This window comes from Microbacterium hydrocarbonoxydans, assembly GCF_023715885.1.
In the GTDB taxonomy this organism is placed as follows: Bacteria; Actinomycetota; Actinomycetes; order Actinomycetales; family Microbacteriaceae; genus Microbacterium; species Microbacterium hydrocarbonoxydans_C.
Genome location: NZ_JAMBOY010000003.1, coordinates 115,418 through 139,872 on the forward strand (window position 1 = coordinate 115,418; position 24,455 = coordinate 139,872).

The 24,455-nt window shown below is 71.6% G+C and carries 27 protein-coding genes; 12 read left to right on the forward strand and 15 right to left on the reverse strand.

Annotated elements, in window-relative coordinates:
• Window positions 1-9: 9 nt before the first annotated feature.
• Complete coding sequence (locus tag M3195_RS08815) at window positions 10-1,098, forward strand: alcohol dehydrogenase catalytic domain-containing protein (RefSeq protein WP_251586682.1); 1,089 nt, start codon at window positions 10-12, stop codon at window positions 1,096-1,098.
• A gap of 6 nt (window positions 1,099-1,104) precedes the next feature.
• On the opposite strand, the gene M3195_RS08820 is transcribed toward M3195_RS08815, so the two are convergent.
• Entirely contained in the window at window positions 1,105-1,611 is a 507-nt protein-coding gene (locus M3195_RS08820; RefSeq protein WP_251586684.1) for a CinA family protein, read from the reverse strand.
• Between the two features lie 247 nt (window positions 1,612-1,858).
• On the opposite strand from M3195_RS08820, the gene M3195_RS08825 reads away from it, so the two are divergent.
• Window positions 1,859-2,482 (forward strand): DUF6766 family protein, encoded by a 624-nt coding sequence (locus M3195_RS08825; RefSeq protein ID WP_251586686.1) that lies wholly within the window; start codon window positions 1,859-1,861, stop codon window positions 2,480-2,482.
• On the opposite strand, the gene M3195_RS08830 is transcribed toward M3195_RS08825, so the two are convergent.
• Together M3195_RS08830 and M3195_RS08835 are read right to left on the reverse strand one after the other, a co-directional pair.
• A complete protein-coding gene (locus tag M3195_RS08830; RefSeq protein ID WP_251586688.1) occupies window positions 2,455-2,976 on the reverse strand; it encodes an FHA domain-containing protein in 522 nt (173 codons plus the stop codon). The genes M3195_RS08825 and M3195_RS08830 overlap by 28 nt on opposite strands.
• A gap of 32 nt (window positions 2,977-3,008) precedes the next feature.
• The gene (locus tag M3195_RS08835) at window positions 3,009-3,398 is read right to left on the reverse strand and encodes a DUF7882 family protein (RefSeq protein ID WP_251586690.1); all 390 of its coding nucleotides are present in this window, start codon (window positions 3,396-3,398) and stop codon (window positions 3,009-3,011) included.
• A gap of 82 nt (window positions 3,399-3,480) precedes the next feature.
• Here M3195_RS08835 and M3195_RS08840 point away from each other — a divergent pair, with 82 nt between their 5' ends.
• The 4 genes from M3195_RS08840 to M3195_RS08855 all read left to right on the forward strand — a co-directional run bounded on the left by M3195_RS08840 (window position 3,481) and on the right by M3195_RS08855 (window position 6,409).
• Window positions 3,481-3,831: a DUF7882 family protein gene (locus M3195_RS08840; protein ID WP_251586693.1), complete on the forward strand. Its 351-nt coding sequence runs from the start codon at window positions 3,481-3,483 to the stop codon at window positions 3,829-3,831.
• A gap of 93 nt (window positions 3,832-3,924) precedes the next feature.
• Complete coding sequence (locus M3195_RS08845; protein ID WP_251586695.1) at window positions 3,925-4,809, forward strand: SDR family oxidoreductase; 885 nt, start codon at window positions 3,925-3,927, stop codon at window positions 4,807-4,809.
• 88 nt (window positions 4,810-4,897) lie between these two features.
• Window positions 4,898-5,809: an EamA family transporter gene (locus M3195_RS08850; RefSeq protein WP_251586697.1), complete on the forward strand. Its 912-nt coding sequence runs from the start codon at window positions 4,898-4,900 to the stop codon at window positions 5,807-5,809.
• A gap of 39 nt (window positions 5,810-5,848) precedes the next feature.
• Complete coding sequence (locus tag M3195_RS08855; protein ID WP_251586699.1) at window positions 5,849-6,409, forward strand: GNAT family N-acetyltransferase; 561 nt, start codon at window positions 5,849-5,851, stop codon at window positions 6,407-6,409.
• Between the two features lie 19 nt (window positions 6,410-6,428).
• On the opposite strand, the gene M3195_RS08860 is transcribed toward M3195_RS08855, so the two are convergent.
• The gene (locus M3195_RS08860) at window positions 6,429-7,193 is read right to left on the reverse strand and encodes a YidC/Oxa1 family membrane protein insertase (RefSeq protein ID WP_251586701.1); all 765 of its coding nucleotides are present in this window, start codon (window positions 7,191-7,193) and stop codon (window positions 6,429-6,431) included.
• Window positions 7,194-7,255: 62 nt separating this feature from the next.
• Complete coding sequence (locus tag M3195_RS08865) at window positions 7,256-7,528, reverse strand: DUF6412 domain-containing protein (protein ID WP_251586703.1); 273 nt, start codon at window positions 7,526-7,528, stop codon at window positions 7,256-7,258.
• Window positions 7,529-7,617: 89 nt separating this feature from the next.
• On the opposite strand from M3195_RS08865, the gene M3195_RS08870 reads away from it, so the two are divergent.
• Window positions 7,618-8,679, forward strand: coding sequence for an NAD(P)H-dependent flavin oxidoreductase (locus M3195_RS08870; protein WP_251586705.1), 1,062 nt, complete (start codon window positions 7,618-7,620; stop codon window positions 8,677-8,679).
• 38 nt (window positions 8,680-8,717) lie between these two features.
• Here M3195_RS08870 and purU read toward each other — a convergent pair whose 3' ends face one another.
• Entirely contained in the window at window positions 8,718-9,569 is an 852-nt protein-coding gene (gene purU, locus M3195_RS08875) for a formyltetrahydrofolate deformylase (RefSeq protein ID WP_251586707.1), read from the reverse strand.
• A gap of 76 nt (window positions 9,570-9,645) precedes the next feature.
• Here purU and M3195_RS08880 point away from each other — a divergent pair, with 76 nt between their 5' ends.
• Entirely contained in the window at window positions 9,646-10,116 is a 471-nt protein-coding gene (locus M3195_RS08880; RefSeq protein WP_251586709.1) for a glutaminase, read from the forward strand.
• 8 nt (window positions 10,117-10,124) lie between these two features.
• Here the strand turns inward: M3195_RS08880 and M3195_RS08885 are convergent, their stop codons facing one another.
• The 6 genes from M3195_RS08885 to M3195_RS08910 form a co-directional block, all read right to left on the reverse strand.
• Complete coding sequence (locus M3195_RS08885; protein WP_251586711.1) at window positions 10,125-10,844, reverse strand: glutamine amidotransferase-related protein; 720 nt, start codon at window positions 10,842-10,844, stop codon at window positions 10,125-10,127.
• Window positions 10,845-10,888: 44 nt separating this feature from the next.
• Window positions 10,889-11,629 (reverse strand): LysR substrate-binding domain-containing protein, encoded by a 741-nt coding sequence (locus tag M3195_RS08890; RefSeq protein WP_251586713.1) that lies wholly within the window; start codon window positions 11,627-11,629, stop codon window positions 10,889-10,891.
• A gap of 128 nt (window positions 11,630-11,757) precedes the next feature.
• The gene (locus tag M3195_RS08895) at window positions 11,758-12,165 is read right to left on the reverse strand and encodes a DapH/DapD/GlmU-related protein (protein WP_096715048.1); all 408 of its coding nucleotides are present in this window, start codon (window positions 12,163-12,165) and stop codon (window positions 11,758-11,760) included.
• 87 nt (window positions 12,166-12,252) lie between these two features.
• The gene (locus M3195_RS08900) at window positions 12,253-13,026 is read right to left on the reverse strand and encodes a DNA-formamidopyrimidine glycosylase family protein (RefSeq protein WP_251586715.1); all 774 of its coding nucleotides are present in this window, start codon (window positions 13,024-13,026) and stop codon (window positions 12,253-12,255) included.
• Window positions 13,026-13,841, reverse strand: a complete 816-nt coding sequence (locus tag M3195_RS08905; RefSeq protein ID WP_251586717.1) for an EI24 domain-containing protein — start codon at window positions 13,839-13,841, stop codon at window positions 13,026-13,028. Before M3195_RS08905 ends, M3195_RS08900 begins: the two co-directional genes overlap by 1 nt.
• A 9-nt stretch (window positions 13,842-13,850) precedes the next feature.
• Entirely contained in the window at window positions 13,851-14,537 is a 687-nt protein-coding gene (locus M3195_RS08910) for an HAD family hydrolase (RefSeq protein WP_251586719.1), read from the reverse strand.
• A gap of 249 nt (window positions 14,538-14,786) precedes the next feature.
• Here M3195_RS08910 and M3195_RS08915 point away from each other — a divergent pair, with 249 nt between their 5' ends.
• Window positions 14,787-15,536, forward strand: coding sequence for a GntR family transcriptional regulator (locus tag M3195_RS08915; RefSeq protein WP_251586721.1), 750 nt, complete (start codon window positions 14,787-14,789; stop codon window positions 15,534-15,536).
• Window positions 15,537-15,609: 73 nt separating this feature from the next.
• On the opposite strand, the gene M3195_RS08920 is transcribed toward M3195_RS08915, so the two are convergent.
• Window positions 15,610-20,298 (reverse strand): ATP-dependent helicase, encoded by a 4,689-nt coding sequence (locus M3195_RS08920; RefSeq protein ID WP_251586723.1) that lies wholly within the window; start codon window positions 20,296-20,298, stop codon window positions 15,610-15,612.
• Window positions 20,299-20,367: 69 nt separating this feature from the next.
• Between M3195_RS08920 and M3195_RS08925 the strand changes: the two genes are divergently transcribed.
• Window positions 20,368-20,778: a DUF6157 family protein gene (locus M3195_RS08925; protein ID WP_251586725.1), complete on the forward strand. Its 411-nt coding sequence runs from the start codon at window positions 20,368-20,370 to the stop codon at window positions 20,776-20,778.
• Window positions 20,779-20,787: 9 nt separating this feature from the next.
• Here M3195_RS08925 and M3195_RS08930 read toward each other — a convergent pair whose 3' ends face one another.
• Window positions 20,788-22,386: an ABC-F family ATP-binding cassette domain-containing protein gene (locus M3195_RS08930; protein ID WP_251586727.1), complete on the reverse strand. Its 1,599-nt coding sequence runs from the start codon at window positions 22,384-22,386 to the stop codon at window positions 20,788-20,790.
• 330 nt (window positions 22,387-22,716) lie between these two features.
• On the opposite strand from M3195_RS08930, the gene M3195_RS08935 reads away from it, so the two are divergent.
• Window positions 22,717-22,977: a hypothetical protein gene (locus M3195_RS08935; RefSeq protein ID WP_251586729.1), complete on the forward strand. Its 261-nt coding sequence runs from the start codon at window positions 22,717-22,719 to the stop codon at window positions 22,975-22,977.
• On the opposite strand, the gene M3195_RS08940 is transcribed toward M3195_RS08935, so the two are convergent.
• On the reverse strand, window positions 22,974-23,636 hold the full coding sequence (locus tag M3195_RS08940; RefSeq protein ID WP_251586731.1) for an alpha/beta hydrolase: 663 nt from the start codon (window positions 23,634-23,636) through the stop codon (window positions 22,974-22,976). The genes M3195_RS08935 and M3195_RS08940 overlap by 4 nt on opposite strands.
• A 96-nt stretch (window positions 23,637-23,732) precedes the next feature.
• Between M3195_RS08940 and M3195_RS08945 the strand changes: the two genes are divergently transcribed.
• Window positions 23,733-24,335: a DUF4916 domain-containing protein gene (locus tag M3195_RS08945; protein ID WP_251586733.1), complete on the forward strand. Its 603-nt coding sequence runs from the start codon at window positions 23,733-23,735 to the stop codon at window positions 24,333-24,335.
• Window positions 24,336-24,455: the final 120 nt, after the last annotated feature.

Below are 24,455 nucleotides of genomic sequence, written 5' to 3' on the forward strand. Positions count from 1 at the left end.
GCGGACGACATGGGCACGCTGCTGATCCGTCCCCCCGGCCACCGCCGCGACGTCGCGCTCCGACCTGCCGCGACCGCCATGGTGTGGATCGGCGAGGGACACCCGCACGAGACCATCGCGGTGCCGGGCGTGGCCCTCGGCGACCACGACGTGCTCGTCGCCGTCGAGCTCTCGACCATCTGCGGATCCGACGTGCACACCGTGCAGGGTCGCCGATCGGCACCTGTGCCGCTCGTGCTCGGTCACGAGAGCGTCGGCCGGGTGATCGCGACCGGCGACTCCGGCGCGACCACTGTCGACGGCGCACCTCTGCGCATCGGCGACCGCATCGTGTGGTCGGTCACGGTGTCGTGCGGCTCGTGCGATCGCTGCGCACGCGGGCTGACGCAGAAGTGCCGCACCCTCGCCAAGTACGGACATGACCGGGTCGGCGTGCACGGCGACCTCACCGGTGCCTTCGCGAGCCACGTGCAGGTGCGCGGCGGCACGGCGATCGTCCGCGCCCCGGAGTCCCTGCCCGCCTCGGTGCTGGCCCCCGCGTCGTGCGCCACGGCCACCGCCTGGGCGGCCGTCGCCAGAGCCGCCCGTGATCACGACCTCGACGGTGCGGCCGTGCGCATCCACGGTGCGGGTCTCGTCGGCCTGACCGCGGCGGCGATCGCGGCCGAGCACGGAGCCGCCGTGGAGGTCAGCGACCCGAACCCGGCACGTCGAGCGCTCGCCGCGCGTTTCGGAGCGACGTCTCTCGACCGGGAGCCGGAGGTCGTCATCGAGGCGTCTGGGCATGCCGTCGGCGATGCTCTCGCCGGTGTCGCCACCGGGGGGACCGTCGTGCTGGTCGGCAGCGTGTTCCCCGCGGATCCCGTGCCCCTCGACGCGGAGAGCATCGTGCGCCGCCTCGTCACCGTCGCCGGGGTGCACAATTACTCGGGCGCCGACCTCGTCGAAGCCGTCGGGTTCCTCGCCGGTCGCGGGCGCGCCTACCCCTTCCCGGATGCCGTCGGGGAGATGCGTCCGCTCACCGCCGTCGACGAGGCTCTCGCCGCGGCATCCGCGCCCGAGGCCCCACTGCGCATCGGGCTCGTCCCCGGTCGCTGAACCGGCTCACTCGACGCCGACCCCGCGACGGGGGCCTGCCGCGCGAAGGCCCTCGGCGTGGAACGCGAGCAGACGCACGGCGGTTTCGACCGTCTCGTCGAGGATCTCCTTCGGTTCGCCGGTGAGCGCCAGCATCCGATGTCCGATGCCCTCCGGTGTCGCCCATCCGAGATATACCGTGCCCGCAGGGTGTCCGCCGTCGGGACCCGGACCGCCGACGCCCGTCGTCGAGACGCTGAGGTCAGCATCGAACAGCTGCCTGACGCCCTCGGCGAGCTGCTCTGCGCAGGTCGCCGACACGGGGTCGGTTCCCGGAGTCATGCCCAGCACCCGCTCCTTGATATCGGTCAGGTAGGCGACGACTCCGCCGGCGAACCACTCGCCGGCCCCCTCCGCCGCGCCGACCGTGCCGGCCAGGCGACCGGACGTGAGGGACTCGACCACGGCGATGCGGAGCCCTCGTTCGGCCGCGAGCTCGCCCAGACGCTGCAGCGCCTCGTCGACCGCGCTCACCGGACCCCGCCCTCGGTGCACCGGGTCTCGAGCGTCGTGATGTGTCGCGCGGTGGTCATGCTTCTGCTCCTTCTCGGTCGATCGCGCCCCGGGCGCTGAGGACCTCGGGGCGTGATCCCGACGTTAGAGGCGCCGGACGGCGGGGGAGAGGGGGATTGACAACTCCGCTCCCGCTCGTCAAGCCCCTCCCCGAGCCCGACGCGCGATCCGCGACAACGGCCTCAGCCTGTTCTTCCTGGCGCTCTTCGTGCTCGCTCTGCTCGGTCAGTCGGTCGCCGGCTACCTGCGCAACGATGCGGAACTGACGGATCACGGGATGCCGAGCATCGGCTTCGGAGAGCTCGTCACCTCGTGGGATTTCCTCGTCGACGTCGCCGAGAACTGGCAGTCGGAGTTCCTCCACTTCTTCCTCTTCATCGCCGCGACCATCTGGCTCGTGCAGCGCGGGTCGCCGGAATCGAAGCGGCCGGGGGACGAGGGGCCGGGCAGCGACGCCGATCAACGCGTCGGCGACCAGGCCCGCCCGGACCCTCCGGCGTGGGCGCGCGCGGGCGGGCTGAGGGCCATGCTCTACAGCAACTCCCTGCTCATCGCCATGGGAGCGATCTTCCTGCTCTCCTGGCTCGCGCAGTCGCTGACCGGCACCGTGGTGATGAACTCGGAGAACGCCATGCACGGCGCAGGCGCGATCACCTGGTTCGACTACGTCGTGTCGGCGGACTTCTGGGACCGCACGCTGCAGAACTGGCAGTCGGAGTTCCTCGCGGTCGGCACGATGGTCGCGTTCTCCATCTACCTGCGACAGCGCGGGTCCGCCGAGTCGAAGCCGGTCGGCGTCCCGGATCAGGTCTCGTCGACCGAGTCGGAGTGAGTCGGAGCCTCCGACTCGATGGTCGCCTCGTCGGAGTAGTCCGGCCGCGGCGGCTGCAGCGGCTGGTCGGAGTACTCTCCGCCGAGGCGTCCGCCGTAGGGGCGTCCGTGGTCGGCGAACTCGTCGCGTGCGTACACGAGCGTCCATGGGCCCACCGTGAAGCGCGCGCCGGTCCGAAGGGTCTGGCTGCGCTCGCCGGGGTGGGTGGCGTCGGCGTCGGGGTTGGAGTTCATCTCTCCCGCGCCGTGCAGTTCGAGCACGTACTCGTCGCGGTCGTCGTGAGTGATCGTCGCATGCACCGGATCGGCATCGGCGAGGCGCAGGTCCGCGTCGGCGGCCGAGCCGATGCGCACGACGTCGGACTCCAGCGCGAATTCCGACCGCTCGTCGTCGCGCGTGACGCGGAGGCGGGGGTTCCCGGCGCCGAACTCGGCGTGCGTGGTGGTGGGCGCGTAGCCCTCGTCGGAGCGGTCGTCGATGTGGCGTGCGTTCATGATCTTGGCCTCCTCGGGTCGAGAATTCGACCCTACGCGGTGCGCCCGTCGCTGTCAGGGGGTTGACTTCCGTCGGCCTGGTCGCCCGCGGCTCCGTCCGCGGCTGTGAGCTCTGCCGCGGGCACGAGATCCTCACTGACGAGCGTGATGCCGCCGCTGCTGTTCGCCGAGTTCGCCATCGCGGTTATCCAGTCCGCGCGCAGTTCCACTCCTTCCGGGTCGTCGAATACGAACCGCAGCGGGATCGAGGGATGGAGCCAGATCGTGGTGCGCCCCGGGGGCTGCCCCGCGGGGTGAGTCCAGCTGAGCGTGAAGCTCTCGTTGCGACGCAGCTTCGTGGCGACCACGACCTTGAGATGAGCCAGGGCGCGGTCCTCGATGTGGATCGGGTTGTCCGCGCCGTCGTAGTAGATCAGTCCCATACCGGCACGGTACGCCGCAACTTCGCCAGGCGACAGGCGTATCGTGGTGAGAGGCCGTGCCATGCGGACAGGAGAGGGCGGGATGGGCAAGTTCATCTATGAGGGCAGCGTCAAGAGCGAGATCGAGGACAGGGCGCTCACCCACCTGCAGCTCGTGATCACCGCGAAGCTGCGTCGAGGCGAGCCGTTCCCGTTCAGCTGGCGCGAGGACACCAGCGTCGGGGGAGGGCGCACGACGGTCTGGATGCAGCCGGGGAGCTCTCTCGTCTTCAAGTACTTCGGCAGCCGCCAGCCGTCGATCAACCGCGCCTGGATCGAAGCGCTCGCGTTCACCGCGAACTCGCCCGGGGGCCTCTACCTGGTCCCCGAGCCGCAGGACGGCGGCGGATCCGCGGACTCGACGGGCGAGGTCGCCACAGCGCCTCCCGCCTGATCGAGGAAGGCGGGGAATGTTGTCAACCCCCTGCCTCCCCCCGGCATCGGCCGGAAGTCTCGATGGACACCCATCGAGAGGAGCGACAGCGCCATGGCCGAGAACACCACGGACCCCCGCAGCGAGCACCGCCAGGAAGGATTCCCCGGGCAGCAGCAGGATCAGCCCGGGCTCACCGAGCACACTCGCCCCGACCCCGACCACGGCGAGGGCAGCTATATCGGACACGGCCGCCTCGCCGGGCGGCGTGCACTCATCACCGGCGGCGACTCGGGCATCGGCCGCGCCGTCGCGATCGCCTACGCCCGCGAGGGTGCCGATGTGGCGCTCGCGCACATGCCCGAGGAGCAGGAGGATGCCGACGACACCCTCGAGCTCGTGCGGGCGGAGGGTCGCCAGGGGCTGAGCCTCGCCGGTGACGTGCGCGACGAGGCGTTCGCGACGGAGATCGTCGGCCGCACCAGGAGCGCCCTGGGTGGCCTCGACATCCTCGTGCTCAACGCCGCGTACCAGCACGACATCGAGAGCTTCGACAGCCTCAGCACGGAGCGCATGCGGCGGGTGTTCGACACGAACCTGATCGGGATGCTGTTCACGGCCCGCGCCGCCTACCCGGATCTCGCGCCGGGGTCGAGCATCATCGTCACGGCATCCGTGCAGGCATACCAGCCGTCTCCCGGTCTCATCGACTACGCCATGACCAAGGCCGCCCAGGTCGCGTTCGTGAAGGCGCTCGCCGAGGAGGCGGGTGAGCGCGGCATCCGCGTCAACGCCGTCGCGCCGGGTCCGATCTGGACGCCGCTCATCCCCGCGACCGGATGGGACGAGGAGCGTCTCAACACATTCGGAGAAGACACCCCGCTCGGCCGCGCCGGCCAGCCGGCGGAACTGGCGGGTGCCTACGTGTACCTGGCATCAGGCGACGCCTCGTACACCTCGGGAGCCGTGCTCGCCGTGACGGGTGGCAAGCACCTCTGATCCAGACCCCCGGGCCGCGGCGGACGGCGCCGCGGCCCGGGTCTCGCTCCGGGTCTCGCGCCCGGCATCCGCGCCCTAGGCTTGTGTGGTGCAGCAGTCAGCGTCGTCCCGTCCGCTGGTCGGCGTGGCCCTGGTCATCGGATCGTGTCTGTCGCTGCCCTTCGGCGCTGCCGTCGCCGCGCAGCTCTTCCCCGTGCTCGGCCCGTGGGGTGTCACGTCGATGCGCGTCGCGATCGCCGCGCTGCTGCTCGTCGTCATCGTGCGACCGCGTCCGCGTCGGTGGACGCGGAGCCAGTGGACGGCAGCCGTTCTCTTCGGCTTCTCTCTTGCCGCCATGAACGCGTTCTTCTACGCGGCGATCGACCGCATCCCGCTCGGGCCGGCCGTGGCCATCGAGTTCCTGGGCCCGCTCGTGCTGGCCGCGATCCTCACCCGGCGGCTCGCCGATGCCGCCTGGGTCGGGGTCGCCTTGGTCGGCATGGCGCTGCTCGCCGTCGACGGGCTGATCGGCGCCGAACCACTCGATCCGCTCGGCGTGGTGTTCGTCCTCGTCGCGGCCGGGTTCTGGATCATGTACATCCGCATGAGCGCTCGGGTCGGCGCGGTCATCCCCGGCAGCGGCGGACTCGCGATGGGTCTCGTCGTCGCCGCGATTCTGCTCATCCCGGTCGGCGTTCCGGCGGCTGTCACGGTCGCGGGCGACATGCAGCTGCTGCTGCTGGCCGCCCTCACCGCCGTGCTGTCGTCGGTCATCCCGTACAGCTTCGAGCTCGCGGCGCTTCGCCGACTGCCGCAGCGCGTGTTCGGCGTGCTGCTGAGCCTGGAGCCCGCGTTCGCGACGCTCGCCGGCTGGCTCGTCCTGGGGCAGTCCGCGACGCCGCTGCGGATGCTGGCCGTCGCCCTGGTGGTGCTCGCCAGCGTCGGCACGACCATGGGCGTTCGACGTCAGCGGCGGCGCGACGAGGGCCCGTTCACCGCCCCCATCCCGCTGCCGGACTGAGATCGGCTGATCGCATCGTGCCTCGTGTCACGATGGACTGTGACCATCGAACGACGCCTCCGCGATCAGCCGACCCTGCGCACTCCGCGTCTGCGTCTCGAACAGCTCGGTCCCGAGCACCTCGATGACGTACACGCCGCGCTCGGAGACAGCGAGGCGATGAGGCTCACCGGTACGCGTGCGTCATTCACCGCAGAGCAGGTCCGCGCACACCTCGACCGGTTGCCCGGTGCCGATGACCGGGCCGACTTCGCGATCATCCGCGCAGCGGACGGCGTCTTCCTGGGCGAGGTCGTGCTGAACGAGCTCGAAGCAGACGACCTCGCGATGAACTACCGCGTCGCGCTCGCGGCGCCGGAACACCGCGGGCAGGGGTATGGCACCGAAGCGGGGCGCGCCGTCGTCGAGTGGGCCTTCGCCGCGGTCGGCCTGCACCGGATCTCGCTCGAGGTCTACAGCTTCAATCCGGGTGCGCAGAGGTCCTACGAGAAGATCGGCTTCCGCGTCGAGGGTCGCGCGAGGCACGCCCTGCGCTGGGACGACGCGTGGGTCGACGCGATCCTCATGGGGCTGCTGAGCGACGACCCGCTCCCGGACTGACCGGGGCGGGTCGACGCCGTCAGCGTGCGGCGACGGGCACGGGCAGCGGGTAGCGGCGACGCAGCAGCATCCGCTGCACGAGTGTCCACGCCACCGTGACGGTGAGGTAGAGCGCTGCGGCGAGCGGGACGAACGCCGCGAACACGGCCGTGAGGTAGTGCAGCGTACCCGCGACGCGCATCATCGCCGGGGAGTTCAACGGAGACTCCTCCGAGCCCTCGACCGGCACGGGGCGGAAGACCCGTCGCGAGACCTCGGCGACCGCGACGATGATCGCGAGGAGCACGCCGAACACGAGGAACGTCTCGGGTGTCGCCGTGCCTCCGAAGACCGCCGACACGAGGCTCGTGCCCAGCGGGGCGCCGAAGAGGTCGTGCGCGAGAAGGTCGTTCGGATGCCCGGCGATCTCGGGGCGCAGGAACAGCGTGTAGATGAGGCCGACGACGGGCGCCTGCGCGAGCACCGGCAGCATGCCCGCGAACGGCGAGGTGTTCTCGGAGCGGTAGAGCTCCATCATCTCCTTCTGCAGTCGCTCGGGGTTCTTCCCGTGGCGCTTCTGCAGGTCGCGCAGACGCGGGGCGAGGCGCGCCCTGATCTGCTCGGCCTTGGCCTGCGACACCCCGACCGGGATGAGCAGTGCCCGCACGAGCAGGGTGACGAGCACGACCGCGAGCGCGGCGGCCGATGCTCCGGCGAGGGGTTCGACGAGGGTGGCGAGGCCCGCCAGGGCGCCGTAGGCGGCGTCGAGCAGGGCGGCGAGGGGTGGGAAGGCGAAGATGTCCATGGAGGTCCGTTCGTGTGTCGGGAGGGGTCGGCGAAGGCCGCGCGGTCCCGATGAGAGACGGACTACGCGGCGGCGGCGACTCCCGGCGCACGAGGGCGCGGGTGCCCGGCGGCATCCGGATCGCTCTGCCCGAGCAGGGTCGACACGTCGATCGCCCGCAGCGGATGCGGGGCGGTGCGCGGCGTCGGCGGGGCGACGCTCAGTGCGACGGCGATCGTGAGGGTGGTGAGCGCGATCACGGCGATCGCGAGGCCGAGCGCCGCGGCATCCGGGACGGCGATCAGCCCGAGCGCGGACGCGATGAACGACAGCATCTGGCTGAACCACTCGCTCATGCGCGCCTCCCTCAGGGCGAGCGTAGCATCGGCGAAAGGACGGATGCCGGGCGCGAGCCGCCCGTCCGCTGCGGGCGTAGCCTCGGAGCATGAGTGATCTGCGCGCGCTGTTCGGGATCGAGCATCCGATCGTCCTCGGTCCGTTCGGCGGACTCTCCTCGGTGGCGTTGACCGCCGCGGTCAGCGAGGCGGGCGGCCTCGGCGGCTTCGGGCTCTATGGCTTCGACGGCGACCGCATCCGTGAGACGGTGGCGCAGCTGCGCGCGGCGACCGCCCGTCCGTTCGCCGTGAACATCTGGCTGCCGACCGGAGACGAGGCCCTGCCGAACCCGCAGCACACGGTCTTCGCGCAGGCGCTGCAGCCGTTCTACGAGGCCGTCGGAGTCGACGTTCCCGCCCGTCCGGACCGCTACCTGCCCCCGCTCGACGAGCAGCTCGACGCGATCTGGGAGGCGGCCCCGCCCGTGCTCAGCGTCGTGTTCGGAGTCCCGTCGGGGGAGATGATCGACGAGGCGCGACGCCGCGGCATCCGTCTCGTCGGCACCGCGACGACGGTCGCCGAGGCAGTCGCGCTGGCGGACGCGGGTGTGGATGCCGTCGTCGCCACGGGACTCGAGGCCGGAGGTCACCGGGTGACGTTCCTGAAGCCCGCCGAGGAGTCGCTGGTCGGCACGTTCGCTCTCGTGCCGCAGGTGGTCGACGCGGTGGACGTGCCCGTGATCGCGGCCGGCGGCATCGCCGATCGACGAGGGGTCGCCGCGGCCCTCGCTCTCGGCGCCGCGGGCGTGCAGGTCGGTACGGCGTTCCTCGCCACAGCGGAATCGGCGACGACCGAGCCCCACCGCGACGCCATCCGCGGCACCGCAGCCGACGCCACCGTGCTCACGCGGGCGATGAGCGGCCGCCTGGCCCGAGGGGCGCGAAACCGGGCTGTGCGGGCGATCGAGGCCAGCGGCACGATCGCTCCGTTCCCTATGCAGAACTGGCTGACGGGCAGGTTCCGCGCGGTCGCGAACGAGCAGGGACTCGGCGAGTTGCAGTCGCTCTGGATGGGACAGGCGGCATCGCTCGCGCGGTCGCGCACCGCGTCGGAGGCCTTCGCGGAATTGCTCGCCGGAGTTCCGCAGGACGACGGAGGCACGTCTGGCTAGATGTGATAGATCGCGCTGCCGCGTCTCCGTGAAGCCGGCTAGAGGATGACGGTGGACCGGCCGTGCACGATTACGCGATCCTCCGCGTGCCACTGCACGGCGCGCGCGAGCACCAGGCGCTCGACGTCGGCGCCGCGACGCTGCAGTTCGGCCGCGGACGCGGAGTGCGTGACGCGCGTGACGTCCTGCTCGATGATCGGCCCCTCGTCGAGGTCGGCCGTGGCGTAGTGCGCTGTGGCGCCGATGAGCTTGACGCCGCGCTCCTTGGCCCGTGCGTACGGGTTCGCGCCGATGAAGGCCGGCAGGAACGAGTGGTGGATGTTGATCACCGGCGCCTCGAGCCGCTCGATGAAGTCGTCGGTGAGGATCTGCATGTAGCGGGCGAGGACCACGAGGTCGACGTTGCCGCGCAGCAGCTCCAGCTGGCGCTCCTCCATGACCTGCTTGTCGCCGGACGGGATGTGCACGAACGGCACGCCGAACGAGCGCACGGCCTCCGCGAGGTCGGGGTGGTTCGAGACGACCATCGTGATGTCGATGTCGAGCTGGCCGCGCTGGGTGCGCCATAGCAGCTCCATGAGGCAGTGGTCGTACTTCGAGACGAAGATCGCGACGCGCTTGCGGCGCGCCGTGTCGTGCAGCGACCACTCCATGCCGAAGCGCTCGGCGACCTCGGCGAGATCTGCTTCCAGGGCGGTGCGGGCGGCGGAGAGGCCCGGCAGGTGGATCACGGTGCGCTGGAAGAAGCGTCCGCCCTCGGAGTCGGTCGAGTGCTGGTCGAGCGAGATGATGTTCGCGCCGTGCCGGGAGAGCACACCGGCGACGGCGGCGACGATGCCGGGCTGGTCGTCGCAGGCGATGAGCAGGCGGGCGGTGTCGGGCTGGGGCATGGGGACTCCTCGGGGTGTGCATCGATTCTGCCGTGCCCGCGGGTCCCCGAGCGAATCGCGGCCCTACCCTGGAGGGATGGACGAGGTCGCGACGCCCGCATCGCAGCTGCTCGCCGAGGCGCGAGCCGCCCTCGTCGGCGCTCCGCGCGAGGGCCTGGGCGAGGAGCGCGTCTCGCGGTGGCGCGGTCGGCGCATCGTGCGCATCGGCGACGCCTGGCACCTGGGCGTGCTGCTGCTCACCGACACGCACGCGCTCGCGACGGCCGAGGTGCTGCGCGCCGCCGACCCCGGCCGGCGCGGCTACACGGCCGAGTCGGCTCGCGAGCGCGCCGAGAGGCGCGCAGAGGCACTGCGCGGCGGATTCGCCGAGGGCGAGGTCGCGCACGTGGGGTGGTCGGTGATCGACGTGGATGCCGTGGATGCCGGCGGGGCATCCGGTCCGCTCGGCGTCGTCGACGGAGTGCCGTCGGTTCACTGGAGCACGGCCGGTGGGTGGATGCCACTGGAGGCGTATCTGCGCGAGCGCGTCGAGCTCCTCCGCGGCTGACCCTGCGCTCAGCCGGCGAAGGTCTCCGCGAACCGGCGCAGCAGGGCCGCGCCCTCGGTGACCGACGCCGACAGCACCTGCCCCTGTACGAGGTCGAATTCGTCCGGGTCGAAGTACCCGGTCGTGCGATAGAACGTCATCCGGTCGGCGAAGTCGCGCGGTGTGGGCTCGGGATGGAACTGCGCCGTGTAGAGGTGCGAGCCGACGCGGTAGGCCTGCACCGGGCAGACGTCGTTCGTCGCGAGCAGGACGGCGCCCGAGGGCAGCGCGACCGCGCTCTCCTTGTGCGCCGTGAACACCGTGAGCGCGGGAGCGCTGGGCCCGAACACCGGATCGGAGTCACCCGCGGCGGTCGTACGGATCACGGTGGCGCTCGCCGGCTCGGGCGTCGAGGTCGTGACCTCGCCCCCGAGCATCCTCGTCACGACACCGATGCTGAAGCACGTGAAGAACGCGGCGACGGTCCCGTCGATCGTGTGGCGCGCCAGGGTTTCGAGGTCGGCCTCGACCCGCAACTGCTCGGGCGACTTGCTCGCGTCGGTCACGTTGAAGGGCGATCCGCCGACGACGACTCCGCGGTACCGGCTCAGATCGACGGTGTCGAGGCGGTCTGTGAGAAGGTCGAGGCGGTCGACCACGTCGACGCCGAGCGCCCGTCGGAACGAGGCGTGCTCGGCATCCGCTGCCCCCAGCTCGGGGCGCACGCAGACGTAGAGAAGCGAGACCACCACGAGAGTCTAACGAGCGGTGAGGGCGCGGCCCGACGCGGCCGTCACCGTGAGGAGTTCGCGGTGCGGCCGCGCACGATGCCGACGAACGTGTCGACGTCGTCGGTGGAGCGGTCGCGCAGCCACGCGAGGCCGACGGTCGAGGTCGGTCCGTCGACGAGCGGTCGACGGTCGACGTCCTTGCGGTGGTGCAGGCGCGCGAGCGACATCGGCACGATCACGACGCCCGTGCCCGCAGCGGCCGTGGCGATCGCATCGGCGGTCGTCATCGCCGAGAAGCGCGGCGTGACGGCGCCGGGCACGTCGATCGGCCCGAGGGTGTCGTCGGAGAGCGGGATCACGACCTCGCCCGCCAGATCCCCGAGCGTCAGTTCGTCGGCGGCCTGCAGGTGCGAGTCGATGGCCGCGACGACGACCGGCGTCTCCTCGTAGAGAGGGATGACGTGCAGGGTGTCATCCGCGAGGGGCAGGCGCACGATCGCGGCATCCAGCGTCGCGAGGGCTGCCCGCTGGTCGGCGACATCGATCGGCACGAGCTCGAGCGGCACGTGCGGCATCCGCTGCCTCCACGCGTCGATCCATTTGCCGGGCGTGGCGCCGGGTACCGCGCCGAGGCGGAATGTGCGCGGTTCCTCCGGCTCGGCGGGCGGCGCGTCGAAGACGACTTTCGCGGTCTTGCGCGGCGGCTTCGGCGGAGGGAAGCGCTGCGCCGGGGCGGCCTTGTTCCGACGGGCGGGCGTGCCCCTGCCGGAGCCGCGCGGCGGTCGTCGTCCTTGGTTCGCCATGCTGTCCAGGGTACTCGCGCCGTGCGGGTCGGCGCGGGGGCGGCACGTTCTGCGGTGACGAGCACGTTCTGCGGCCACGCGCGAGCGGTGAGGCCGCAGAAGTTGGCCAAGGCCGCAGAAGTTGACGCTCAGGCGGCGAGCCAGAGCCCCTTCGGGTTCGTCGCGATGGTCAGCCCTGCGGCCACCGTCTCGTCATCGCCGATGCGAGCACCGCGGACGATGCGCGCTCCGGCGCCGATCTCGGTGCGGACGCCGATGTGCGCGTGGTCGCCCACGGCCGCGCCCTCTCCGATGTGCGCGTGCGCCTCGATGTGCGCACCCTCGCCGATCACGGCATCCGGTTCGATCCATGCGCCGCGGGCGATGGTCGCCCCCGCGCCCACTCGGGCACCGGGTTCGATGTAGGCGCCCGCTTCGATGTGCGCCTTCGGATGGACCTTCGCGCCGTGCGCGACGAGACCCCGACCATTCGCGTGCTTGCGGTATCGCAGCGTCGCGCCCTGGTCGTTCTCGATGTCGACGTAGTTCTTGCCCACTGTTCCTCCCGTGTTCCGGAGTTCTCCGGATATATCAACAACCACAAGAGGTTCGGATTCATTCCCCGGAATGGATGGGGGTTGACATCATCTCTGACAGACGGGACACCAGAAGGTGATGCGCTCGCGGGTGGGATCGGCGCCGAGTTCTCCGCGTTGGATCAGCGTGCCGCACCGCCGGCACGGTCGCCCGGCGCGGCCGTAGACCCAGGTCCCCTGTCCCGGCCGGTCGACGCCCGTGAACGTCCGGTGCCGACGATCGCGGTTCGCCCGGATCGTGCGCACACCCAGGGCGAGCAGCGCGGGTACGTCGACCTCGGCGGCCGGTGTGGTGGGCAGCACGCCGCGCAGGTAGAGCAGTTCCGCGGCATATTCGTTGCCGAAGCCGGCGACGTTGCGCTGGTCGAGCAGGGCCACGTGGATGCTGCGGTCGTCGGCGCTGACCCGGCGCGCGGCCTCGACGGCGTCCCAGTCCGCTCCGAGCGGATCGGGGCCGAGGTAGCCGACGAGCTCGTCCTCGTCTCGCGTCGGGACGACCTCGATCTCGGCGAGGTCGATGCCGACCGCATCACGCTCGGCGGTGCCCACGATCGCGCGCACCTTGAACGCCGGATGCCGCCACTTCTCGCCGTGGCGGTATACGAGCCAGGCTCCGTCCATGCGGAGATGCGAATGCAGCGTGGTGTCGCCGATGCGCAGCAGCAGGTGCTTGCCGCGGGCGACCGATGCCACGACGGGTTGCCCGGTCAGATCCACCGTCGCGAAGCGCGGGACCCGCAGGTCGAAGCGCGTGACCTCGGCGCCGACGATCGCCTCCTCGAGCCGGCGGGCTGTGCGGAAGACGGTATCTCCCTCGGGCATCAGGCGCCCCCGGTCGGGGGATGAGCGACAGGCGGAGGCAGCGGAGCGGAGACGGAGCCGGGCCGGGGAGGCGGAGGAGCGACCGGAGTGCGCTCGAGCAGGCTGCGCGCGAGCACCGTCGCCCCTGCCACGGCCGCTGGCATCACCGCGACCGCGCCGCCCGGCACGAGGAAGCACAGCTGGGTCGCCGCGCCGAACCCGAGCACCCTGGCGCGACTCCCTCGGAACAGCGTCGCGCGGTCAGCGGGCGAGAGGTCGCGCGCATCGAACGCGCGGCCGGTGAGCTCGCGGGCGAGCACCCGCCCCGACAGCAGCACGCCGACGACGGGTCCGAGGATGCCGCCCACGAGCGGGATGAGCCCGAGCAGCAGCACCACGACGGCGACGAGCACGCCCAGGAGCACGAGGCGGATGCCCTCGCCCAGTGCCGACCAGAACCCGCCGCCGTCGGACGCGGGCGGGTCGCCGAGGTCGGCCTCGACCGCGCGCCAGATGCGCTGGTAGAACGGGTCGCCGATCGCGAGCGCCAACGCGCTGAACACCGCGCCGGCGAGGGCGAGGGCGGCTGCGAACAGCACGATGCCGACGACCCCGCGGAAGAGGTCGCGCCACGGCTCGGCCCAGCCGTCTGCGAAGGGCGTCGCCCAGTCGGCGATCGTCCACAGCGAGAACGCCAGGGGGATCAGTGCCGCCAGGAGCAGCAGACCGGCGATGATCGCAGGCACAAGACCCAGCGCCATGAGTCCGGGTCGCCGCCGCCACGTTCCGAAACCGCGGAAGAGCATGCGGACGCCTTCGCCGAACTCGCGGATCATGCGTCCAGCCTAGGAGACAGGCGCCCGGACGATCGCGAGCACTGTCGAGACGTCGACCTCGGTGAGGGATGCCGTGCGGTGCACCCCCGGCGGAAGGGCGCGGTGGAGATCTCCGACGACGAGCGTCGGACACCCGGCGGCGACGGCGGCGGAGGCGCCGACCAGCGAGTCCTCGAGCACGAGGCAGCGGTCCGGCGGCATCCCCAGCGCGCTCGCACCGAGCAGATACGGGTCGGGAGCGGGCTTCGTGCGCGGGGCGTCGTCGGCGGTGATCGAGGCGCGGAAGAGCGAAAGGTCGACGTGCTGCGCGAAATGCTCCACCCAGTGCCGCGGCGAGGAGGTCACGAGCGCCAGCGGGATGCCCGCCGCAGCGAACTCGGTCAGCAGCCGACGTGCGCCGGGCTGCCAGGGGATCTCGGCGCCGTAGCTCGCCAGTGCGCGGCGGTCGAGCTCCCGTGCGACGGTGTCGAGGTCTGACGGCAGGTCGAGCCGATCACGCAGAAGCGCAGCGGTGCGCACGAGGTCGAGGCCTTCGGATGCCGCGACGAGACCCGAGGCATCCGCCGTCGCGCGCCCGGACGGCAGGTGATCGTGCACGAATCGCTCGACCGCCCCGAGCCAAGTGGCCTCGGTGTCGAGGAGCGTCCCGTCCATGTCGCTCAGCACGGCCCATCCGGGTGACTGCTCGCCCGACATCGTCCTCCTCCGCCACGTCGATCACGACCGGATCGCCGTACCCATCCGCTCGCGGAGAGGAGGCCGCATCGGGGCGCTCCGGGGAACGGCGCGTGAACGGCAGGGGGACGGACGGTGAAACCCCGCGGACACGTGCGTGCACGTGTGCAGGCAGCGGTCCCGAGCCGCGCGGTGGAGGGCGGATGGAGGGTTACGCTGACGCCTGATGCGTCGGAACCCGAACCCGGCGCGGGGAGAGGGGAGCGAGTCGTGCACCGGTACCGGGAGATCGCGCGCGACCTGACGATCCGGATCGCGGACGGCGACTTCGACGCGACCGGCATGCTCCCCGCGGAGGCGCAGCTCGCCGCTTCCTTCGGCGTCTCGCGCGGCACGGTGCGCAACGCGCTCGTGCTCATGGCGCGACAGGGCGCGATCGCACCGCGACGCGGATCGGGCTGGCTGGTGCGCACGACCGCTCTGAGTCAACGGTTCTCGGAGGTGCGGTCGTTCGCGCAGTGGGCGCGCAGCCGGGGGATGGAGCCGGGCGGACAGGTCGTCGCGCAGCAGCGCCGGAGCGCGACGCCGACCGAGCTGCGCACGCTGCGGGGGCACGGCGGTGGGCCGAGCGGCCCGACGCAGGTGCTGGAGGTCGTGCGGCTGCGGACGTTGAACGGGCGGACGGTCATGCTGGAGCGCACCGCGTACCCGCCGTGGATCGCGCCCCTGATCGAGGCGCTGCCTGCAGATGAGCCATCGGTCGTCGGCGCTCTGGAAGCGCAGCACGGTGTGCGGATGGTGCACGGCGAGCACTCGATCGACGCGATCGCTGCGCCGAGTGAGGACGCCCGCCTGTTGGAGGTGCGTCGATCGAGCCCGCTTCTGCGCGTGCGGCGTGTGAGCTACGCGGCCGATGGGCGGGCGATCGAGACCGGCGACGACCGGTACCTCCCCGACGCGATGTCGTTTCAGGTGCAGGCGTCGCTGCAGGGAACGTCGCTCACCCGGCGCACCGGCTGAGGCGAGCTTTCGGGCGGCCGTCGGGCTGTCGGACCGCGGTCTGTGCGGGGGCGGCTGTCGGCGCGTGGCCGGCTCAGATCGCCTTGCGCAGCGAGTAGCCGCGCGGGGTCGCGACGAAGCCCGCCTCCTGCAGCGCGGTGGCGAGGGGTGTTCCGTAGACGCCGTCTCCATCGACCTTCTCGACCGTGAGCGTGTCGAGTCGGCGGGCGCGGGAGGTCGCGGCGAGGTCGGCGGCGGCCGCGCGCAGCACATCGGGATCGTCGCTGAACGAGAGGACCGTCTTCCCGCCGCGTTCGAGATACAGCACGAGGGAGCCGTCGACGAGCACGACGAGCCCGCCGGCCTTGCGACCCGGTCGGTGTGACACATCGGCTCGTTTCGGCCAGCCGAGCGCGGCGCCGTACGGGTTCGCGGGGTCGGTCGCTGCGAGGGTCACCGCGGCGAGCGGCGGCGGGTCGGCGAGACCGGCGAAGGTGCGGAGGCGGTCGACGGTGGCGGATGCCGCGAACTGGGCGGCGCCGAGCTTCTCGATCACATAACCGCGGCGGCAGTGCCCCGCCTCCTCGAACCCCGCGAGCACTCGGTAGGTCTGCGCGAAACCTCCCGGCACGCCCTCGCTCTGCACGGCGCCCCGGGTGACGACGCCGTAACGGTCGAGCAGGAGCCCAGCGGTGACGGTCGCGCGGCGCGCGGCATCCGTCTCGATCCTCGGCAGGAGCGACCAGCGCCCGCCGACCGAGGTGGGACGCGGGGTCGAGCGGGCGAGCGACATACCCCGGTAGGCGCGCGTGCGCGGGGCACGACGCGTCACCCGGTGAGCCTGCGATCCGCCGGCGAGCAGCGAGCGGATGGGGGCGAACGTGTCGTTGGTGACGCGCCCCGACCAGGTGAGCGACCAGAGGGCTTCGAGTACGGACTGCTCGTTCTCGGCGCCCGCCATGTCTCGGAGCTGCGAGGCGAAGTAGGCACCTCCCGCCTGCAGGGCGTCGAGCACCCGCGCTTCGATCGAATCGGCGGCGATCTCGTCGTCCGGTTCGGGCAGCGTGAAGGGCGCGAGATCTGCCGGGTGCAGCGACACCCAGCCGTCGCGGCCCGGGAGAGTGCCATGACCCGACCAGATGACTTCGCCCGCCGCGGTGAGTTCGTCGAGCAGGGCGGGGGAGTAGTCGCGCACTCGGGAGGGCAGGACGAGGGACTCCCAGGCGCTCGCCGGCACAGGCACTCCGGCGAACTGCTCGATCACCGTGAGCACGCCGTCGATGCCCTCCAGCGGGCGGTTCAGGTGCTGCCAGTCGGGGAGGAAGCGGGCGTACGCCTCGGGAGCGACCGGTTCGACGCTGCCGCGGATCGCTGCGAGCGAGCGCATGCGCAGTCGTCGCAGCACCTCGGTGTCGCACCACTCGGTCTCTGACCCGCTGCCGGATGCCTCGGGCAGGAAGAATCCGCTCGTCAGACGTCCGGCGTGCTCGAGCCGCTGCAGGGTGTGCCGGGCGACGGCCGCGCCGATGCCGAGGCGGGTGGCGAGAGCATCCGTCGTGAAGGGGCCGTGGGTACGGGCGTACCGGGCGACGAGGTCGCCGAGCGGGTCGGCGAGCGGTTCGAGGAAGGCGACGGGGATGCCGGTGGGCAGCGCCGCGCCGAGGGCGTCGCGCAAGCGCCCGGCGTCTTCGATCGCGGCGATGCGGGTCGTGCCGGCGATGGTCACGGGGATCGCCCGCCGCGCGGCGACGAGGGCGTCGAGGTGCGCCACGGCTTCGTCTCTCGTCGCGGGCGCAGGGGGCGCAGCAGGTGCGGTCTCTGCGGTCGCACCCGCGGTCGCTGTCTCGGACGCGGGTTCGAGTCGGAGCGCGACCTCGTCGGCATCCATCGGACCGAGCATGCGCAGCAGATCGGCGACACCCTCGAGCCCGCGCACGCGACGCTCGGGGTCGAGTCGCTGGGCCTCTCGCTCGAACTGCGCGATGACCGCGGGGTCGAGGAGCTCGCGGAGCTCGACGGTGCCGAGCAGTTCCCCGAGCAGCGCCGGATCCACCGAGAGCGCGGCGGCGCGGCGCTCGGCGAGCGGGGAGTCGCCCTCGTACATGAACGCGCCGACGTAGCCGAAGAGCAGGTCGCGGGCGTAGGGCGACGGCTGGCCGGGCTGGGTCTCGACGAGGCGGATGCTGCGGTCGGCGATCGAGGTGGCGAGCCGGCGCAGCGACGGCAGGTCGTAGACGTCCTGCAGCACTTCGCGGAGAGTCTCGAGGATGACCGGGAAGGTCGGATGCCGACGAGCCACCTCGAGCAGCTGAGCCGAACGCTGCCGCTGCTGCCAGAGAGGCGTGCGACGGTTGGGGTTCGTGCGGGGCATGAGCAGCGCGCGGGCGGCGCACTCGCGGAAACGCGAGGCGAACAGGGCGGAGCCGCCGACCTCCTGCGTCACGAGCTGTTCGAGCTCGTCGGGGTCGAAGACGAACAGCTCGGCTCCGGGCGGCTCGGACTCGGCGTCCGGCAGTCGCACGATGATGCCGTCGTCGCTCGCGACCGCCGACCCTTCGACCCCCAACCGCTCGCGCACGCGGGCGTTGATCGCGAGCGCCCACGGCGCGTGCACCTTCATGCCGTACGGGGAATGGAGGATCACCCGCCAGTCGCCGACCTCGTCGTGACCGCGCTCGACCGTGAGCGTGCGGTCGGTGGGCAGGGTGCCGGTCGCTTCGCGCTGCTCGGTGAGATGCGCCATCAGGTTGGCGCGCGCCTGCTCGTCGAGCCCGGCCTCGATGAGCCGCTGGGTGGCCTTCTCGGAGCTGGCCGACGACACCTCGCGTGAGAACTTCCCGAGTGCCTCGCCGAGCTCGAACGGACGCCCGATGCCGTCGCCGTGCCAGAAGGGCACCTTGCCCGGCTGGCCGTATGCAGGGATGACGTTGACGCGGTCGTGCGTGATCTCGGCGATCCGCCAGCTGGTGGTGCCGAGCGTGAACACGTCGCCGACCCGGGATTCGTAGACCATCTCCTCGTCGAGCTCGCCGACGCGTGCGCCGGCGCTCTCGCCCGCGACGAAGACCCCGAAGAGTCCGCGGTCGGGGATCGTGCCGCCGCTCGTGACGGCGATGCGCTGCGCGCCGGGGCGACCGGTGAGCGTGCCGGCATCGCGGTCCCACACGAGGCGCGGTCGCAGCTCGGCGAACTCGTCGGACGGAAAGCGGCCGGCGAGCAGGTCGAGCGTCGCCTCGTACGCCGAGCGCGGGAGCGACTGGAACGGGGCGGAGCGCCGCACGGTCTCGAACCACTCCTCGACGCTGATGGCGCCGAGCGCGCTCGCCGCGACCGTCTGCTGCGCGAGGATGTCGAGCGGGTTGCGCGGCACCTGGATCGCCTCGATCTTGCCCGCCAGCATCCGCTCGGTGACGATCGCGGTGTGCAGCACGTCGCCGCGGTGCTTGGGGAAGAGGGCGGCGCGGCTGATCTCACCGACCTGGTGTCCTGCTCGACCGACGCGCTGCAGGCCCGATGCCGCGGACGGCGGAGCCTCGACCTGGATCACGAGGTCGACCGCGCCCATGTCGATGCCGAGTTCGAGACTGCTCGTCGCGACGACGCACCGGAGGACGCCGGACTTCAGCTCCTCCTCGACCTGGGCGCGCTGCTCCTTCGACACCGACCCGTGATGGGCCTTCGCGAGCACGGGGTCGGCGCCGGCGGTCGCCCCGGCCTGCGCCATCATGCCCGCCGGCACCGTCGCCTCGGGGAGGGGGACCCCGATGCGCTCGGAGTAGATCTCGTTCAGCCTGCCCGTCAGGCGCTCGGCGAGACGCCGCGAGTTCGCGAACACGATGGTCGAGCTGTTCTGCAGGATGCGGTCGACGATCGCCTCTTCGACGTGCGGCCAGACCGACCCGGTGACCTCGGTGTACTCGGCGGATCCGTCGTCGGCGGTCGTCGCGGCCGCGCCGGGCGGCGGGGGCGGATTCGTCATGTCGTCCATCGGCACGACGACGCCGAGCTCGAAGGTCTTCGACGCCGGGGGAGCGACGATCTCGACGGGTGCCGCGCCGCCGAGGAAGCGGGCGACCTCGTCGATCGGTCGCACTGTCGCCGACAGGCCGATGCGCTGGGCGGGCTCGTCGTGACCATAGGTCCGGCGCAGCGCGTCGAGTCGCTCGAGACTCACCGCGAGGTGGGCGCCGCGCTTCGTGGCGGCGACCGCGTGCACCTCGTCGATGATGACGGTGTGCACGTCGCGCAGCGTCTCGCCAGCGCGGCTCGTGAGCATGAGGTACAGCGACTCGGGCGTCGTGATGAGGATGTCGGGCGGGTCGGCGACGAGTTTGCGGCGATCGCTCGACGTGGTGTCGCCGGAGCGGACCCCGACCGTCACCGCGGGGGCCTGCATGTTCAGCCGTCGGGCGGACTGGCCGATGCCGATGAGCGGCGATCGCAGGTTGCGCTCGACGTCGACGCCGAGCGCCTTCAGCGGGGAGATGTAGAGGATGCGGGTGCGCGACGCATCGGCATCCTTCTTCGCCTTCTTCGCCTGTCCCTTCTTGGCGGCGGCAGCCGCCTCGACCGCACCTGCCGCGATGCGCTCGCGGAACACGCTGTCGATCGCCCAGAGGAAGGCCGACAGCGTCTTGCCCGACCCGGTCGGGGCGACGACCAGGGCGTGCTTGCCGGCCGAGATGGCCTCCCACGCCCCCGCCTGCGCGGGGGTGGGCGCAGTGAACGCCCCGCGGAACCAGTCCTGCGTCGCGGGGGTGAATCGCTCGAGCACGTCGCTCATCCGTCCATCATCACCCGGGCCACCGACATGGGGTTCCGGATTGTCCGACCCCCGGCGCATGCTGTAAGCATGGCGACGCACACCACTGACTACCGCACCACGTTCATCGAGGTCGCCGAGGACTGTCCGACCGACCACGCGCAGGAGCCGCCCTCCGGCGATAAGCCCACGATCGCGGCGCTGCACTACCGGCTGATCAGCGAGAGGCCGTACGGGCGCACGTCCGACGACGTGATCTTCGAGACCCATGCGCTGCGTCAGGGCATCGATCCCGATGACGCCGCGGCGCGCGAGGCGTTCTTCGCGAAGGGCCAGCCCTGCCTGCGCTCCTCGCCGCTCGGCAAGCGCTACGGCTGGGGCATCGATCACGACGCCGAGGGCAGGGTCGCTCTCGTCCCTCGCGAATCCGAGGAGTACGCGCTGCGAGCCGCCGACCCCGCGATCGCCCACACGAGGGCGATGCGGAGCCGGCGGGCATGACCGTGAACGTCACTCGACCTGTTGCAGCATCCCGTCGCCGTCGATCTCGAGCGTGAGGTCGAGGTCCAAACGCGTGAGGAACGCATCGTCGTGGCTCACCACGAGCACAGCGCCCTGATAGGCCTTCAGCGCCTCGACGAGCTGGTCGACCGTGTCGATGTCGAGATTGTTCGTCGGTTCGTCGAGCAGCACGAGGTGAGGCGCGGGGTCGGAGAGCAGCAGCTTCGCGAGCGCGACGCGAAACCGTTCCCCGCCCGACAGTGCGGCCACGGGGCGATCCGCCGTCGCTCCACGGATCAGGAACCGCGCCAATCGGTTGCGCAGCTCCTTCTCCGGAAGGTGCGGCGCCGCAGCTGCGATGTTCTCGACCACCGACCGGGTCTCGTCGAGCCCGTCGACCCGTTGCGGCAGGTACCCGACGCGATCCGTCAGCGGGAGCGCGGTCAGTGGACCCCGCACCCGGTGATGCACGAGGTCCTCGAGCAGCGTCGTCTTGCCGGCCCCGTTTCGTCCGATGAGCGCGACCCGTTCCGGACCCTGCACGACCCACGAGCGCTCGCCGTCGCCGATCTCAGCGATGCGGCGCGTGCGCGAGACCTGCGGATCCGGCAGCTCGATCTTCATCGACGCATCGGAGCGGATGCGGCGCCCCGCCTCCTCGAGCGACGCCCGCGCGGCATTCTCCTTGGCACCGACCTCGGTGCGCAGCCGACCGGCCGACACCTCGGCGGCCATCCGGCGCCCGTGCGCGATGATCTTCGGCACGCGCTTCTCGATCTCGGCCTTCTTCGCCGTCCGGGCACGGTGCGCGAGCTTGACCTCCGCATCGATCCGCTGACGCTTCTCCTTGCGGAACTCCTGCTTCGCCGTCGCCTCGGCCTGCCTCGCGGCATCCTGCTCCGCGTCCAGCCAGGCACGCCATTCCGAGTACGGGCCGCCGAACACGCTGAGCGTCTGGGCGTAGAGCTCGGCGGTGTCGTCCATGAGCTCGAGCAGCGAGAGGTCGTGGCTGACGACGATGAGCGTGCCCTTCCAGGCGCGCACCATCGCGGCGAGCTTCGCCCTCGCATCGCGGTCGAGATTGTTGGTCGGCTCGTCGAGCAGCGTGATCGGCGCGCGGCGCAGGCGGATGCCGGCGATCGCGACGAGCACGGCCTCGCCGCCCGAGAGCTCCCCGACGCGGCGGTCGAGGAACTCGGGTGCGAGTCCGGCATCGGCGAGGGCCATCTCGGCGCGCGCCTCGATGTCCCAGTCGTCGCCGACCGCGTCGAAGTGGGCGGCATCGACGTCTCCTGCGCTGATGGCACGCACGGCGTCGAGCGCAGCGGCGACGCCGAGCAGGTCGGCCACCCTGCGTTCGACCTCGAGGGTCAGCTGCTGCGGGAGAAAGGCGACCTCACCTGTCGTCGAGATGGATCCGGACGCGGGCTCGAGCTCCCCGGCCATCAGCCGCAGCAGCGTGGACTTGCCCGCGCCGTTGCGGCCGACGAGGCCGGTGCGCCCGGTGCCGAAGGATCCGGACACCGAGTCGAGTGCCGTCGAGCCGTCGGGCCAGGTGAAGGTCACGCGGTCGAGCGTGACGGATGCATGAAGGGTGGGGGTGGTCATGGGGTCTCCTGTCGAGTGCGGGGTGCACTGACACCGGTCGCCCTGCTCGGGGATCGAACGCCCGGGAGCGCAGCCGCGAGGAGCGGCGGTCGTCAGAGAGACGGAGGGCGGTGGTCGGCCGTGGAGTCGGCGATCGTCGGGTCAGCGCGCGGATGAGAGAGCGCGGAGGCGACGATTCAGATCAAGGGACTTCCAGACACGGCGGACAGGACTCCACGACGATACCCGGGCGTGTCGCAGATGCGCAACCCCGGGCGTGTCGCGACGGCGCGACGGGCGTGCGTCGAGCGGGGGGATGCCGGATCGGCGCGCCGTCCGTACGGTGGAGTCATGGCAGATCGCGAACCCAGCCCCCAGGAGATGCGCACCCGTCTGGGCCTCGGCGCCGGCCTGGCGATCGGCATGGGCATCGGCGTCGCGCTCGGCGTCTCCCTCGACAACTGGATCCTCGGGATCAGCATCGGCGTGATCATCGGCCTCTCGCTCTCCGTCGCGATCGGCCAGGCGCCGTGGCGGCGCCGTCGTGGTGCGATGCCGGAAGACCCGACCGGCGACGACGGGACGGAGCAGGAGGATCCCGCCCCGCGCTAGCCCTCTGTGGTGCGCATGCGCTCGAGCCACTTGTCGAGGAACGTCCGCACGTCGCCGAGTTCGTCCTCCGAGATGCTGTGCGTGAGGCCCGTGTACACGCGGCCCGACAGCTCGGCGTGGGCGGGAAGCCACTCCGCCGTGTGCGCCACGAGGGCGGCGGGGATGACGTCGTCGTTCGTCCCTCGTCCCCAGAACACGTGCGGTCGGAGCTCGGGGAGTTCGCTGTCGCGGGGCAGCTCGCCCGGTGCTGCGTAGCCGCTCAGCGCGACGACCGCGTCGACGTTCTCGGGCGCCAGGCGCAGGGCCTGCAGGGCGACGGCGGCTCCCTGAGAGAAACCCAGGAGGGCGACGGATGGGGCATCACCGCGCTCTGATTCGAGCCAGTGCAAGAAGGCGCGCGCCGCTGCGGTGACGGCGGTCGGGCTGCGCCCGTCGAGGCCTTCGATCGGATACCAGGAGCGGCCGGGCATCGGCCACGGCGGCGCCAGCGGGGCGGCGACGGATGCCACGGCGATGCCCTCGGGCAGGTACGGTACCAGGCCGAAGAGGTCGTGCTCGTCGGCGCCGTATCCGTGCAGCAGCACGAGCAACGGCATCCCCGTCCGTTCGGTCGTCGACCAGCGCGTGAGCGCGCCGTCGAGCATCAGTTCCTCGCCCACGCCTCCCATCCTGCCAGCGGGGTCCGACATCGGAGCTCGCGGGCGGCATACCGGTCGTCGCTGTCCGGCCGCGGAGGCGGCTGGTAGAAAGGACACATGGCCGTCCGCACACCTGATCCCGAACCAGAACCCGACGACGGCATCGGCGCGTTCGGCGACGCACAGCCGCCCGCTCCTGACGCGAACCCCGGGTGGCTGAGCGAATTCGAGCTCGAGGAGGCGCGGCGCCGGCTGCCCATGCTCTATGTCGAGGCGATCCCGGTGCGCACCGACGGCTCGGGTCAGGTCACCGAGATCGGCATCCTGCTGCGCTCGACCCCGCTCGGCGAGATCACGCGGACCATCGTCTCCGGTCGCGTCCGATTCGGCGAGACGATCCGCGACGCGCTGTTCCGGCACGTCGAGAACGATCTCGGGCCGATGGCCTTCCCGCTGCTGCCGCCGCAGCCGCTGCCCTTCACGGTCGCCGAGTACTTCCCGATCCCGGGTGTCAGCGCGTACCACGACGACCGTCAGCACGCGGTGTCGCTGGCCTTCGTGGTGCCGGTGACCGGCACCTGCGAGCCTCGTCAGGACGCTCTCGAGGTCACATGGTTCTCGCCGGAAGCGGCTGCGTCCGACGCCGTCGCCGCCGAGATGGAAGGCGGACGCGGCACGCTCGTCCGCCTCGCGCTCGCGAACCTCGGCCTGCTTCGCTGATACCGGTACATCGGGCGCCGACGCCCCTGCTGAACGCCGACGCCCCTGCCCATTGACGTCAATGGACAGGGGCGTCGGCGATGAACAGGGGCCTCGGCGACGAGGCGGTGACCGGCGGGA